This window comes from Pseudomonas sp. B21-010, from assembly GCF_024749325.1.
In the GTDB taxonomy this organism is placed as follows: Bacteria; Pseudomonadota; Gammaproteobacteria; order Pseudomonadales; family Pseudomonadaceae; genus Aquipseudomonas; species Aquipseudomonas kilonensis.
Window position 1 is genome coordinate 753,476 of the sequence record NZ_CP087198.1, and the last position, 13,036, is coordinate 766,511.

Annotated in this window: 13 protein-coding genes; 4 read left to right on the forward strand and 9 right to left on the reverse strand. The window is 64.2% G+C overall.

What is annotated here, in order from left to right; all coding sequences use genetic code 11:
• Window positions 1-165 precede the first annotated feature (165 nt).
• From LOY50_RS03270 to cbiE, 9 genes are all read right to left on the reverse strand, one after another.
• On the reverse strand, window positions 166-2,292 hold the full coding sequence (locus LOY50_RS03270) for a TonB-dependent copper receptor (protein WP_258690283.1): 2,127 nt from the start codon (window positions 2,290-2,292) through the stop codon (window positions 166-168).
• A gap of 82 nt (window positions 2,293-2,374) precedes the next feature.
• Entirely contained in the window at window positions 2,375-2,764 is a 390-nt protein-coding gene (locus LOY50_RS03275; RefSeq protein WP_253478390.1) for a DUF2946 domain-containing protein, read from the reverse strand.
• Window positions 2,765-2,821: 57 nt separating this feature from the next.
• Entirely contained in the window at window positions 2,822-3,301 is a 480-nt protein-coding gene (locus LOY50_RS03280; protein ID WP_018611909.1) for a copper chaperone PCu(A)C, read from the reverse strand.
• 47 nt (window positions 3,302-3,348) lie between these two features.
• Complete coding sequence (locus LOY50_RS03285) at window positions 3,349-3,747, reverse strand: DUF2946 domain-containing protein (protein ID WP_253471333.1); 399 nt, start codon at window positions 3,745-3,747, stop codon at window positions 3,349-3,351.
• A 220-nt stretch (window positions 3,748-3,967) separates the two neighbouring features.
• The gene (locus LOY50_RS03290) at window positions 3,968-4,258 is read right to left on the reverse strand and encodes an addiction module antidote protein (RefSeq protein WP_024617344.1); all 291 of its coding nucleotides are present in this window, start codon (window positions 4,256-4,258) and stop codon (window positions 3,968-3,970) included.
• 3 nt (window positions 4,259-4,261) lie between these two features.
• A complete protein-coding gene (locus tag LOY50_RS03295; protein WP_024617343.1) occupies window positions 4,262-4,564 on the reverse strand; it encodes a type II toxin-antitoxin system RelE/ParE family toxin in 303 nt (100 codons plus the stop codon).
• A gap of 192 nt (window positions 4,565-4,756) precedes the next feature.
• Window positions 4,757-5,485 carry a cobalt-precorrin-6A reductase gene (locus tag LOY50_RS03300; RefSeq protein WP_258690284.1) on the reverse strand — a complete coding sequence of 243 codons (729 nt, stop codon included), beginning with the start codon at window positions 5,483-5,485 and terminating at the stop codon, window positions 4,757-4,759.
• Window positions 5,482-6,579, reverse strand: a complete 1,098-nt coding sequence (locus LOY50_RS03305; protein WP_258690285.1) for a cobalt-precorrin-5B (C(1))-methyltransferase — start codon at window positions 6,577-6,579, stop codon at window positions 5,482-5,484. Before LOY50_RS03305 ends, LOY50_RS03300 begins: the two co-directional genes overlap by 4 nt.
• Window positions 6,572-7,783 carry a precorrin-6y C5,15-methyltransferase (decarboxylating) subunit CbiE gene (gene cbiE, locus LOY50_RS03310; RefSeq protein WP_253471337.1) on the reverse strand — a complete coding sequence of 404 codons (1,212 nt, stop codon included), beginning with the start codon at window positions 7,781-7,783 and terminating at the stop codon, window positions 6,572-6,574. The genes LOY50_RS03305 and cbiE overlap by 8 nt, the downstream gene beginning before the upstream one ends.
• A 788-nt stretch (window positions 7,784-8,571) precedes the next feature.
• Between cbiE and cobG the strand changes: the two genes are divergently transcribed.
• Genes cobG through cobJ form a run of 4 tightly spaced genes read left to right on the forward strand, consistent with a single transcriptional unit; the run spans window position 8,572 to window position 12,971 of the window.
• Window positions 8,572-9,921, forward strand: a complete 1,350-nt coding sequence (gene cobG, locus LOY50_RS03315; RefSeq protein WP_253471339.1) for a precorrin-3B synthase — start codon at window positions 8,572-8,574, stop codon at window positions 9,919-9,921.
• Window positions 9,914-10,540, forward strand: a complete 627-nt coding sequence (locus LOY50_RS03320) for a precorrin-8X methylmutase (RefSeq protein WP_253471342.1) — start codon at window positions 9,914-9,916, stop codon at window positions 10,538-10,540. The genes cobG and LOY50_RS03320 overlap by 8 nt, the downstream gene beginning before the upstream one ends.
• A complete protein-coding gene (locus LOY50_RS03325; protein WP_053185496.1) occupies window positions 10,540-11,271 on the forward strand; it encodes a precorrin-2 C(20)-methyltransferase in 732 nt (243 codons plus the stop codon). Before LOY50_RS03320 ends, LOY50_RS03325 begins: the two co-directional genes overlap by 1 nt.
• Window positions 11,271-12,971, forward strand: a complete 1,701-nt coding sequence (gene cobJ / locus LOY50_RS03330; RefSeq protein ID WP_258690286.1) for a precorrin-3B C(17)-methyltransferase — start codon at window positions 11,271-11,273, stop codon at window positions 12,969-12,971. The genes LOY50_RS03325 and cobJ overlap by 1 nt, the downstream gene beginning before the upstream one ends.
• The last annotated feature ends 65 nt before the right edge of the window (window positions 12,972-13,036 follow it).

Genomic DNA, 13,036 nt, shown 5'->3' on the forward strand with positions numbered 1-13,036 from the left:
GGGTTGTTATGTTGTGCGGTCAGTCAAGGTGGAAACGAACCACTGTGGGAGCGAGCTTGCTCGCGATAGCGGTGGTTCAGCGGCATTGATGTCGACTGACACAACGCCATCGCGAGCAAGCTCGCTCCCACAGTGGTGTCCTTGCTGACAGATCTCCGGTGCTGGTTAGAAACTCATATCCACCTTGGTCCAGAGCGTGCGCCCCGGTTCGTTGATGGCCTGGGGATCGCTCGCCGGGTAGCCGAACCCGGCGTTGCCGGCCAGGTTCAAGTGCTCGGCGTAGGCTTTGCCGAACAGGTTGTCGACGCCGCTGCTGACCTTCCAGTGCTGGTTGATGCGGTAGGCGCCGTTGAGTGAGAACACGCCGAAGCCCGAACTCTTGCCGTAGTCCTTGCCGACCACATTGCCCTTGTTCTCGTCGACCCGGTGCTGCGCCGCCACCACCCGCCACAGGGCGCCGGCGCTCCTGCGGTCTTCGCTGTAGGTCAGGCCCAGGCGCGCGTCCAGCGGCGGCATTTGCGCCAGGGCGCTGTCGTCGCTGCTGTTCTTGCCCCAGGCATAGGCCAGGGTGGCGTCGGCTTTCCAGCGCTCGGTCAGCTTGTAGGCCGCACCCAATTCAGCGCCCATGATCCGCGCATCGATGTTCTCGGCCCGGGAGGTGGTGCCCATCATCCCGGGGGTGTAGTCGAACAGGATGTAGTCGCGCACCTGGCCGATATAACCCGACGCCCAGGCTTCGAGGGTTTCGGTCTTGTACTGCAGGCCGAAGTCGAGCTGGGTGGTTTTCTCCGGCTTGATCGCGTCGAAGGCATTCAGCGAGCCGCTGGGGCCGACATTCGCCGAGAACAGCTCCCAGTAGTCCGGGAAGCGTTGCGCGTGACCCACACCGGCATAAAGGGTGGTGGGGCTGTCATCCAGGTCGTGTTCGTAGCGGACGAAACCGCTGGGCAGCGTGTCGGCACGGGTGTCATCGGCGGTGGGGTTGGGTCGGGCCGACATGCCGGAACCGATACTCTGGCGGTAGTCCTTGGCCGAGGCACGGTCGAGCCGGGCGCCGGTGATCACCCTGTCGCGGTCGGCGGCGTACCAGGTCAGCTCGCCGAACACGCCGTAATTGTGGAAGTCGGCGTCCTTGGTGTACGGCAGGTCCTTGTAGGTGTCCACACCCATGCTGCTGCGTTGGCGATGCTCGTTGGTCTGGGCGTCGAGGCCGCTGATCAACTGTACATCGGCCCAGCGCCAGGTGGCCTTGATGCGGGCGCCGAGGGTGCGGCGGTCGACGTTGGAGGCCATGGGCCCAGCCATCATCCCGGTGCCGGACGGCGTGCGCAGCGTGTAGTTGTCCATCACGTGGTCGGCGTAGTTGTAGTAGACCTGGGCCTCGACCTTGTCCAGCACCTCGCCAATGTTCGAGCGCTCGAAACGCAGTCCGAGGCTTTCGCGCTTGAACTGCGAGCCGTCCATGCCACGCCCGGCGTAGCGCGCTTCACCGTCGCCCTTGCCGGCGGTCAATTCCAGCAGGGTATCGGCGTCCGGCGTCCAGCCGAGGGTGACGTCGCCATTCCACTTGTCATAGCGCGACGGCACGCTGTCGTTGTTGCCATCGCGGTAATCGTCCGAATGCGCGGTATTGCCGATCACCCGTACATACCCCAGCGGCCCACCGGCGGCGGCATCCACCACTTTGTCGAAACGGCCGTTGGAGCCTGCCAGAACACTGGCGTTGACCCGAGTGCCCAGCTCGCCGAACTGTTCCGGCTCGCGCTCGAACAGCACGGTCCCGGCCGAGGCACCGGGGCCCCAGAGCACGGTTTGCGGCCCTTTGATAACCGTGAGCTTGTCGTAGGTTTCCGGCGATATGTAGGACGTCGGCGCGTCCATCCGGCCTGGGCAAGCACCCAACAGCATGCTGCCGTTGGTGAGGATGTTCAGCCGTGAGCCGAACATGCCGCGCAACACCGGGTCGCCATTGGTGCCACCGTTGCGTACCAGGGCGAAGCCGGGGATGGTCTTGAGGTAGTCGCCGCCGTCACTGGCCGGCACCGGTTGACGCGGGTCCTTGGGATTGGTGACGACGGTCAGGGGCGAGCTGGGGGCGATGGCGGTGATGACCGTCGGGCTCAGTTCTTCGACCTGCTTGTCGTGATGCTCGTGCTCATCGGCAAGTACGAGTGGGGTGAGCAGCAGGCCGCACAGGGCGGCGATGGTTTGGCGTAAACGAACTCGTGGCTCGTTCAGGGGGCAGCGAACCTGGGCAGAGCCCAACGCGGTGCCAGCAGAAAACCTGGACATGATGATTCCATCGAACAAACGTAGACGACACGGTCGGGCAGCTTGGGACTGTCTTGTACGACCGAGTGAGGTAAGTGTCGGCTTACGCGTCGAGGGGCGGTGCGCGGGTGCGGGCACCCGGGAAGAACGCAGGCCGGGCATGGCCCAGGCGTGGGGAAGGGCTGGTGTGGGGGGTGGTGTGTGGCGTGTCGAAAACGGCGAAGGTGTGACCGCCAGGCAGTGCGGGGCAATTGAACAGCAGGCTGCAATAGCCGCATTTTTCCCAAAGCGCATGATGCTCGCTCTGGGGTGGGCAGTGTTCGGCTGCCGGCGCTTCGTGCGCCGACATGTCCATGCCCATCTCCATGTTCATGTCCATGGACACAGGCATGGACATACGCTGACCCATCGGCATCGACTGGGAAATCAGCGGGCCGATAAAGATCATCAGCATGGCGAACAGGCTGATCCAGCTGCCGCGTGTCAGGCTCATGGGCTGACGGCGGGGCATGGACTGCCTGGCGCGAAGAGGTTGCACGGGCGGCTACGACTACTGGGCGTGCATGTGCGTCTTGGTGCCGTCGGGTGCTTTTTTCTGCACCGCGACGTCGACCGTGACATCCCCGGCTTTTTCAAAATGCAGGGTCATGGCAAAGCGTTTGCCATCGCTGAGCAGGCTGCGGTCCTTCAGGTCCAGCAGCATCACGTGATACGCCATCGGCGCGAAGGTGACGGTCGCACCGGGGGCGATATCGACGACGGGCACCGGCTGCATTTTCATCAGGTCGTTTTGCATCACATGCTCATGGAGCTCGGCCTTGCCGGCAATCGGCGAGTCGACGCTGAGCAGCTTGTCGGCGGTCGTGCCGCCGTTGTGAATCACGAAATACGCGGCCACGGTCGGCGCATTGGGCGGCAACTCCTGGGACCACGGATGGGCGATCTCAAGTTCGCCCACCTTGTACTGGTGAGCTTGGGCGAAGCCGACGGGAAGCAATAGGGCAGCCAGCAGGATAAGTCTGTTCAACATGGCAATTCTCCGGAACGATTCAGGGGCGCAGTTTGATGCGGGAAGAATCAGGCCAGAGGCGAAGCGCGAGGGTTGAGGCTGGGCCATTGCTGGCGTGGCGTGGGGCTGTCGAGCGTCGAGTGGACGGCACTGCGATGGGCCAGCTGTGCATCCAGGTACAACTGCGGGACATGCCCGGCGAGCGCCACCAACGGCGCTGAGCCTGAGCAGCACCAGCAATGCTGCATCGTCGAGTGATTGTCTTTCTGCGGTGTGTCTTGTTCGAGTTTGCCCAGGGAAATCGCCAGCATCTTTGTGCCGCTGGAGGAACAGAAACTGCCCCACAGCACTTGCTCGGCTGGCGAATTGGCGGTTGCACCGCCACTGTTGGAAAGCGGCATGGCAAGCATGTTGAACAGCACTGCGAAGCAGGCGATCCAGGCAAATGCAAGCCGTTGTCGGGACATGGGGCAATCCGCTCGATGGGCGATCAGGTGGCGGTATTTAGCCTGATCGGGGTTGAGAAGTAAAAAGGCCACGTGCGGTGTAGGGTCGCAGGGTTGGTGTTAACAGTAGCAACAGATCTTCGAGTGAGTGCTTTTGTGGCGAGGGAGCAAGTTCCCTCGTCGTGTGTTTTTGATCAATCGGTATTCAATCACTCCAATACAGGAGGGAAGGGAACCTCTGTCAAATGGCCGTCGCATGTAACCTCAAGCCCAAAGCTTTCATGACTTTCATGATAGTTGTGAACTCCGGATTGCCCGTACTTCCCAGTGCTTTGTAAAGACTCTCTCGCCCCAGGCCTGCATCACGAGCAATCTGCGTCATGCCCTTTGCCCTGGCAATATCGTTAAGAGCTGCTCGAACCAGTACGCCGTCACCCGCATCCTCTTCAAAACAGGCATCCAGATAAGCGGCCATTTCCTCAGGCGTCTTGAGGTAAGTGGCTGCATCGAAACGTGTGAATTCTTCAGTCATGATTCACTCCTCATTACCCATGGTTTGCGCCATTTGAACAGCGCGTGCGATATCCCGTTTCTGAGTCGATTTGTCACCTCCCACAAGCAGCAAATAAAGCACGGAGCCTTGACGGGAGAAGTACACTCTGTAGCCCGGACCCGAGTGAATACGCATCTCATACACTGCGTTACCCACCGGTTCGCAATCACCAAAATTTCCATGCTCTGCCGATCGGAGCCTGGCAATGATGCGAGCTTTCCCAGCAATGTCCTTCAACCCGTTAAGCCAGCTTGAGAATACTCGGGACTGTTCAAATTCGATCATTCGGATCGTATTCCTTGGGATACACATTGGCAAGCAGCACTTTCCTCGGCACGAGACGGGTCGCTCATGCTTAATGACTGCCAGGTGCTGCGATGGGTATTAAGGAGCGGAACTATAGAATTGAACGTCTTGGACGAAACAGCCGGCTTCGTCTTGAAAACTTGTCAGAAATGTCGCGCGAATGTGCTGAATTCAGAACCCGTTTTGTACGGATAAAGCGTCCAGCATTTCATTGATCTCTCCAAACTCCCGATCCACCCCCATCAACGCCGGCCGCTTCAACACCAACACCGGCACCCCTCGCTCCCGCGCCACCTCCAGCTTCGGCTCGGTAGCCGTGCTGCCGCTGTTCTTGCTGACCAGCACATCGATCCGCCGCCGTTCGAACAGCTCACGCTCGTCCTCGATGTGAAACGGCCCACGGGCTCCAATCACTTCGCAGCGCTCATTGCCGGGGTAAACGTCCAGGGCCCGCAGGGTCCAGAATTGCTCTGGCGGAATTTCATGCAGATGTTGCAGCGGCTCACGACCGAGGGTGAACAGGGGGCGGTGGAAGGGTTGCAGGGCTTGGATCAGCTCGGCCCAGTCGGCCACTTCGCGCCAGTCATCGCCGGCTTGGGGTTGCCAGGCCGGGCGGCGCAGGGCCCAGCAGGGGATGGCGCAGGCGCGGGCGGCGTGGGCGGCGTTGTGGCTGATCTGGGCGGCGTAGGGGTGGGTGGCGTCCAGCAGCAGGTCGATGCCCTCGGCGCGGATGAACTGTGCCAACCCTTCGGCGCCGCCGTAGCCGCCGACGCGCACCTGGCAGGTCAGGTCGGTGGGGACGCGGCCGATGCCGGCCAGGCTGTAGATGTGCTGGGGGCCGAGGGTACGGGCGATGGCCAGGGCTTCGGTGACGCCTCCCAGCAGCAGGATACGTTTCATTTCAAAACTCCCGCGTGGCCGACGATCCCGCCTTGGCGGTCGATGGCGAAAACCTCGACCTGGACCTGGGCCGGCACCACGCTGCGGGCGAAGGCCCACGCGTGCTCGCACACCGCATCGCCGAGGGCGATGCCGGCGGCGCTGGCCATCGCCAGGGCCTGTTGGCTGGTGTTGGCCGCGCGGATGCCTTGCTGCAACGCCTCATCGGCACCGATGGCGGCGGCCCATTCGGCGAGTTGCGGCAGGTCGATGCTCGAATGGCGGCTGTGCAGGTCCATGTGGCCGGCGGCGAGTTTGCTGATTTTGCCAAAGCCGCCGCAGAGGCTGAGCTTTTCCACCGGCACCTGGCGCACATGCTTGAGCACGGCACCGACAAAGTCGCCCATTTCGATCAGGGCGATTTCCGGCAGGTTGTAGACCCGGCGCATGGTGTCTTCGCTGGCGTTGCCGGTGCAGGCGGCGATGTGCAGATAGCCGTTGGTTTTTGCCACGTCGATACCCTGGTGGATCGAGGCAATGTAGGCCGCGCAGGAAAACGGCCGGACGATGCCACTGGTGCCGAGGATCGACAGGCCGCCAAGAATCCCCAGGCGCGGATTCATGGTTTTCAGCGCCAGGGCTTCGCCGCCCTCGACATTGACCGTGACTTCGAAGCCGCCGGCATAACCGCTTTCCTCGGCCAGCCGACCCAGGTGGTCGTTGATCATTTTGCGCGGCACCGGGTTGATCGCCGGTTCACCGACGTTCAGCACCAACCCCGGTCGCGTCACCGTGCCGACGCCGCGACCCGCGACGAAACGTACGCCGGGCTCGGCGATCAAGCGCACCTGGGAAAACAACAGGGCGCCGTGGGTCACGTCCGGGTCGTCGCCCGCGTCCTTGATAGTCCCGGCTTCGGCGCCTTGTTCGGTCAGCCGGCAGAACTCCAGGCGCATCTGCACCTGCTTGCCCTTGGGCAGTACGATTTCCACGGCATCGGCTTCGGTGCCGCGCAGCAGTAATCGAGCGGCCGCCAGGCTGGTGGCCGTGGCGCAACTGCCGGTGGTCAGGCCGCTGCGCAAGGGGGCGGGTTGTTCGGCGGTTTCGTCACGCATCGAGAGGTTTGACCAAGTCGAGCAAGGTGATCGGCAAGGCCTGGCGCCAGGTGTCGAATTCGCCCAACGGCTGGGCCTGGGCGATGTGGATGCGGGTCAGTTCACCGCCGTGACGTTCGCGCCAGTGCATCAGGGCCGTTTCGCTTTGCAGGGTCACGGCGTTGGCGACCAGCCGGCCGCCGGGCTTGAGTTGGGCCCAGCAGGCGTCGAGCACGCCTTCGCGGGTGACGCCGCCGCCGATGAACACCGCGTCCGGCCGCTCCAGGTTCTCCAGCGCCTGGGGGGCTTTGCCGCGAATCAGTTGCAGGCCAGGCACGCCGAGGGTGTCGCGGTTGCGTTCGATCAAGCCTTGGCGGCCTTCGTCGGCTTCGATGGCCAGGGCCCGGCAACTGGGGTGGGCGCGCATCCATTCGATGCCGATGGAGCCGCTGCCGGCGCCGACATCCCAGAGCAACTCGCCGGGGGTCGGGGCGAGGCGGGCGAGGGTGATGGCGCGCACGTCGCGTTTGGTCAACTGGCCGTCATGCTCGAAGGCGGTGTCCGGCAAACCGGCCAGGCGTGACAGGCGCGGTGTCGACGGTTCGGCCCGGCATTCGATGGCGATCAGGTTCAGGTCGGCGACGGTGTCATCGGACCATTGCGCGGCGCAACCGTCGATCCGTCGTTCCGACGCACCGCCCAGATGCTCCAGCACGGTCATGGTGCTCGGGCCGAAGCCGCGCTCGCGTAGTAGCGTTGCCACGGCGGCGGGGCTGTGGCGGTCGTTGCTCAGCAGCAACAGCCTGACACCTGTGGATAAGTGAATATTGAGCGCCGCCAGGGGCCGCGCCACCAACGACAGCGTGACCACCTCTTGCAACGGCCAGCCCATGCGCGCCGCGGCCAGCGAGCAGGAGGAGGGCGCGGGGATGACCAGCATCTGATCACTCGGCACCTGTTTCGCCAGGCTGGCGCCCACGCCGTAGAACATCGGATCGCCGCTGGCCAGCACGCACACCGGTTCACCCTGCCGAGCGAGCAGCGGTTCCAGGGAAAACGGGCTGGGCCACCGCTCCCGTTGGCCGCGGATGCACAGCGGCAGCAGATCCAACTGACGCTGCGCGCCAACGATACGCGAGGCACCGAGCAGCGCGCGGCGAGCTACCTTGCCCAGGCCCTTGAAGCCCTCTTCGCCGATGCCCACTACGGTCAGCCAGGGTGTCATCTCTGTTCCTCGAATAGATCTGTTTGATCGGCGGGTCTGTTTCCCCACGAACCGGGCCGCCATCATACCGTGCCCCGGCGGATCAGGCGCCTGGCGCAACACCATCACCGCCAGACCGGTATCGCGAGCAAGCTCGCTCCCACAGTTTTGATTGAGGGTGTTCACAAAACCGGGTCCGCCACCAATCCTCTGTGGGAGCGAGCCTGCTCGCGATGGCGGCGGTCCATTCAACATCATCTTTCCAGACAGACCGCTATCGCGAGCAGGCTCGCTCCCACAGTTTTGATTGAGGGTGCTCACAAAACCGGGTCCGCCACCAATCCTCTGTGGGAGCGAGCTTGCTTGCGATGGCGGCGGTCCATTCAACATCATCTTTCCAGACAGACCGCTATCGCGAGCAGGCTCGCTCCCACAGTTTGGAATGGGGGCGTTCACAAAACCGGGTCCGCCACCAATCCTCTGTGGGAGCGAGCTTGCTCGCGATGGCGGCGGTCCATTCAACATCATCTTTCCAGACAGACCGCTATCGCGAGCAGGCTCGCTCCCACAGTTTTGATTGAGGGTGTTCACAAAACCGGGTCCGCCACAAATCCTCTGTGGGAGCGAGCTTGCTCGCGATGGCGGCGGTCCATCCAACATCATCTTCTCAGGTAGACCGCTTTCGCGAGCAGGCTCGCTCCCCAGTTTGGAATGGGGACGTTCGGAAATTGTGTGTCCGCCGTCAGCAATCCGACCGGCAAGCTTTTCATGACCCCCGGCAAAGCAGGCATAATGGCGGTCCTTCGCCGATGCGGCGTTTCTTATTTGTCGGTTTTCCCTTGAACGAACGTCCATCCTCCAACGTCGTACGCCCCTCCGGTTGCCCGGGGTTGCTGCGTGTCGTCCAGGCGCTGGACGGTGGGATCTGTCGGATCAAGCTCGATGGCGGTGCCATCCAGGCGGATCAGGCCGAAGTCGTGGCGTCGGTGGCCGAGCGGTTCGCCGCTGGCGTGATCGAGGCGACCAACCGAGCCAACCTGCAAATTCGCGGGATCGGTCCTGGGCACGACGCGCTGATCCAGCCATTGCTGGCCGCCGGGCTTGGTCCGCGCAAGGCGGCCGGCGATGACGTGCGCAACCTGATGCTCAGCCCTTCGGCCGGGATCGACCGGCAGATGCTGTTCGACACCCGCCCGTTGGCGGCGCAGATCCTCTTCACTCTGCAAACCCACGAACGCTTCCCCGAGTTGTCGGCCAAGTTCGCCGTGCAACTGGACGGTGGCGAAGCGTTGGCGATGCTCGAACATCACCACGACCTGTGGTTGTCGGCCCTGGTCCGTGATGGCGAGCCTTGGCTGGCCTTCGGCTTGGCCGGTTGCCCATTGGATAAACCGGCGGGCAGGGTGCCCCTGGCCCAGGGGCATGCCTTGGTGGTGGCGGTGCTGGAACTGTTCCTCGACCTGGCGCGCCCGGACCAGATCCGCATGCGTCACTTGTTGGCTGAACTCCCCAGTGATGAATTCATGAGCCGATTGGCCCGCCGCGTGCCGCTGCAAACTTGCCTGGATTGGCAACGGGACGGGGCCAGCGACGGACTGCACATCGGCGTTCATCCCCAGCACGACGACCGGGTCTACGTCGGCGCGGCGGCGCCCCTTGGCCGACTCGACGCCGGCATGCTGCGGGAGGCGGCGCAATTGGCGCGGGAGAAGGGCGACGCAAGCCTTCGTTTCACCCCTTGGCAAAGCCTGCTGCTGCCCAACGTGCGCCGCGAGGACGCCGACGAAGTGCTGGCGCGGCTTGAGGGGTTGGGCCTGTTGGTTTCGGTCGATCAGCCCCTGGCACAACTCATCGCCTGCACCGGCTCCAGTGGCTGCGGTAAAGCCCTGGCCGACACCAAGGCCGACGCTCGCCAACTGGCCGAGCTGCTGCAACGCCAGGGCCAGACCCTGAAAGTCCATCTGTCGGGCTGCCCGCGTTCCTGCGCGGCAGCCCATATCGCGCCCGCCACCTTGCTGGCGGTCGCCCCCGGTCGTTATGACCTGTATTTTCGCGATGCCACGCTGCCGGGTTTCGGCGCGTTGCAGGCACACAATCTGACTATTGAAGCGCTCGGCCACTGGCTCGACGCTCGCCCCCGGAGCCCCCTTGATGCTTGATTACATCCGCGACGGTCAGGAGATCTATCGCAACTCCTTCGCGATCATCCGCGCCGAAGCCAACCTGGCGCGCATTCCGGCCGACCTGGAAAAACTCGCGGTACGGGTGATCCATGCCTGCGGCATGGTCGAGGCCATCGATGGCTTGCAGTTTTCCGAGGGCGCGGGCACGGCCGGGCGCCAGGCGCTGGCCGCCGGTGCGCCGATCCTGTGTGATGCGCGGATGGTCTCCGAAGGCGTGACCCGGGCTCGTCTGCCGGCCAACAATCAGGTGATCTGCACCTTGCGCGACGAGGGTGTGCCGGCATTGGCCCTGGAGCTGGGCAACACCCGTTCGGCGGCGGCGCTGGAGCTGTGGCGCCCGTACCTGGAAGGCAGCGTCGTGGTCATCGGCAATGCGCCGACCGCGCTGTTCTACCTGTTGGAAATGCTCGATGCCGGCGCGCCGAAACCGGCACTGATCCTCGGTTTCCCGGTGGGCTTCGTCGGCGCCGCCGAGTCCAAGGCGATGCTGGCGGCCAACAGCCGCGGCGTGCCGTTCGTGATCATGCAAGGCCGCCTGGGCGGTAGCGCCATGGCCGCCGCCGCCGTCAACGCCCTCGCTACGGAGATTGAATGATGCAGCAGCCTGGACGTCTGATCGGCCTCGGCGTGGGCCCCGGTGACCCGGAACTGATTACGGTCAAGGCCCTGCGCCTGCTGCGCGAATCGCCGGTGGTGGCGTACTTCGTCGCCAAGGGCAAGAAGGGCAACGCCTTTGGCATCATCGAGGCCCATTTGCAGGACGCGCAGACCTTGCTGCCGCTGGTCTACCCGGTCACCACCGAAGCGCTGCCGGCGCCGCTGTCCTATGAACAGGTGATCGCCGACTTCTACGACACCGCCGCCGAGCAGTTGGCCGTGCACCTGGATGCCGGTCGCGACGTGGCCGTGATCTGTGAGGGCGATCCGTTTTTCTACGGCTCCTACATGTACCTGCACGATCGCCTGGCCGAGCGCTATGAAGCCCAAGTCATTCCCGGCGTGTGCTCGATGCTGGGCGGGGCATCGGTGCTCGGTGCGCCGCTGGTCTATCGCAACCAGAGCCTGTCGGTGCTCTCCGGCGTCTTGCCCCACGACGATCTCAAGCGTCGCCTGGCCGACGCCGATGCGGCGGTGATCATGAAGCTGGGGCGCAATTTTCCCAAGGTTCGCCAAGTGCTTCAGGAATTGGGTATGGACGGACGGGCGCTGTATGTTGAGCGGGCGACCATGGCCAACCAGAAAATCGTGCCGTTGGATGACGTCGAGCCGATGTCTTCGCCGTACTTCTCGCTGATCATTGTCCCGGGCGAACGGTGGCAGGGTTGATGACTTCTACCGCGCCGGCCATCGTCATCCTCGGCCCGGGCAGCCTCGCAACGGCCCGGCGGATCCAGCAACGCTATCCTGAAGCCGTGATCCACGGCCTGGCCGCAAGGGTCGAGGGCGCGGATCGCCAATACCTCGAGTTCGGCGCGACGTTGCGTGAGCTCTACCAACAGAACATACCGATCATCGCCCTGTGCGCGGCCGGCATTGTCATCCGCACCCTGGTGCCGCTGTTGCTGGAAAAAGGCGTCGAGCCGCCGGTGCTGGCGGTGGCCGAGGATGGCAGCGCCGTGGTGCCGCTGCTGGGCGGCCTGGGCGGGGTCAATGTCATGGCCCGGGAGATCGCGGCAACGCTGCAAGTGGCGCCGGCGATTACCACCAGCGGCGAATTGCGTTTTGGCACCTGCCTGCTCAATCCGCCAAGCGGCTACAGCCTCGGCGACCTGGAGCAGGGCAAGCGCTTCGTCTCCGACCTGTTGGCCGGTGAGCCGGTGCGCATCGAAGGCGCGGCGCCATGGCTGGATCAGGCGCAGTTGCCGCAAGACCCGCAAGCCCGACGCACGATCCACGTCGGCCATGCCGAGCGTGAGGCGAGCGCCCATGAACTGCTGATTTATCCGCGCAGTGTCGCGGTGGTGGTGAGCGCCGAGGTGGCTGATCTGCCGGGCGCCATTCGTGCCGCTTTGCAGCAAGCCAACGTGGCGCTTCCGAGCCTGGCGTGCCTGGTGGCGGCGCAGACGCTGATGGCCAGCACGGCCTTGCGTGAAGCGGCGCTGGAACTCGGGGTGGCGCTGCGCTTTGTGGCGATGACCGGCGATGCCGCCACCTTGGCGCGCAGTTCGATGCCGGCGGCGAACATCCTTTCGGCGACGGACAACCTGGCCATTGCCATTGCTGCGCAGCCCTTGGATGTGGCCCAAATCGGTCGTCCACGCGGACGCCTGGCGGTGATCGGCCTGGGGCCGGGCGCGGCCGAACTGATGGTGCCGGCGGTGAAGGCCGAACTGACGCGGGCCACCGATGTGCTCGGCTACGAAACCTATGTGCGCATGGCCGGCCCGTTTCGCGACGATCAAGTGCTGCATTGCACCGACAATCGCGAAGAAATGCAGCGCGCCCGACACGCCTTCGAATTGGCCGCCCAAGGCCGTTCGGTGATCGTGGTGTCGTCCGGCGACCCGGGTGTATTCGCCATGGCGGCGGCGGTGCTTGAAGCGTTGCACGAATCCAGCGACCCAGCCTGGCACCAGGTTGACCTGGAAATCCTGCCCGGTGTGTCCGCCTCCCTCGCCACCGCCGCCCAGGCCGGTGCGCCGTTGGGGCATGACTTCTGCGTGATGTCGCTGTCGGACAATCTCAAGCCTTGGTCGATCATCGAAAAACGCCTGGACCTGGCGGCCGAAGCCGATCTGGCGTTGGCTTTCTACAACCCGATTTCCCGTGCGCGACCGTGGCAATTGGGGCGCGCGCTGGAGATCGTCGCCCAGCACCGCACCCCGGAGACGCCGGTGGTGTTGGGGCGTGACATCGGTCGTCCGGGCCAGACCCTGCGTGTCACCACGTTGGGGCAACTCACGGCCGAGCAGGTGGATATGCGCACCATGGTCCTGATCGGCTCCTCCACCACCTGCGTGTTCCCGCGCGCATCCGGCGGGAACTGGGTGTACACGCCGCGCTGGTATGGGGCTAAACCGGCCTGAACCGCGACACTGTTCTGTGGTGGGGGGCGTTACTGTGGCGAGGGAGCTTGCTCCCGCTGGGCTCT

Bases quoted from the DNA above. Each gene is read 5' to 3' on its own strand.
- LOY50_RS03295 (WP_024617343.1), bottom strand. From the start codon at position 4,564: ATGATCGAATTTGAACAGTCCCGAGTATTCTCAAGCTGGCTTAACGGG.
- LOY50_RS03320 (WP_253471342.1), top strand. From the start codon at position 9,914: ATGCTTGATTACATCCGCGACGGTCAGGAGATCTATCGCAACTCCTTC.
- LOY50_RS03290 (WP_024617344.1), bottom strand. From the start codon at position 4,258: ATGACTGAAGAATTCACACGTTTCGATGCAGCCACTTACCTCAAGACG.
- cobJ (WP_258690286.1), top strand. From the start codon at position 11,271: ATGACTTCTACCGCGCCGGCCATCGTCATCCTCGGCCCGGGCAGCCTC.
- LOY50_RS03285 (WP_253471333.1), bottom strand. From the start codon at position 3,747: ATGTCCCGACAACGGCTTGCATTTGCCTGGATCGCCTGCTTCGCAGTG.
- LOY50_RS03275 (WP_253478390.1), bottom strand. From the start codon at position 2,764: ATGAGCCTGACACGCGGCAGCTGGATCAGCCTGTTCGCCATGCTGATG.
- LOY50_RS03280 (WP_018611909.1), bottom strand. From the start codon at position 3,301: ATGTTGAACAGACTTATCCTGCTGGCTGCCCTATTGCTTCCCGTCGGC.
- LOY50_RS03305 (WP_258690285.1), bottom strand. From the start codon at position 6,579: ATGCGTGACGAAACCGCCGAACAACCCGCCCCCTTGCGCAGCGGCCTG.
- cbiE (WP_253471337.1), bottom strand. From the start codon at position 7,783: ATGACACCCTGGCTGACCGTAGTGGGCATCGGCGAAGAGGGCTTCAAG.
- LOY50_RS03300 (WP_258690284.1), bottom strand. From the start codon at position 5,485: ATGAAACGTATCCTGCTGCTGGGAGGCGTCACCGAAGCCCTGGCCATC.
- cobG (WP_253471339.1), top strand. From the start codon at position 8,572: ATGCGGCGTTTCTTATTTGTCGGTTTTCCCTTGAACGAACGTCCATCC.
- LOY50_RS03270 (WP_258690283.1), bottom strand. From the start codon at position 2,292: ATGTCCAGGTTTTCTGCTGGCACCGCGTTGGGCTCTGCCCAGGTTCGC.
- LOY50_RS03325 (WP_053185496.1), top strand. From the start codon at position 10,540: ATGCAGCAGCCTGGACGTCTGATCGGCCTCGGCGTGGGCCCCGGTGAC.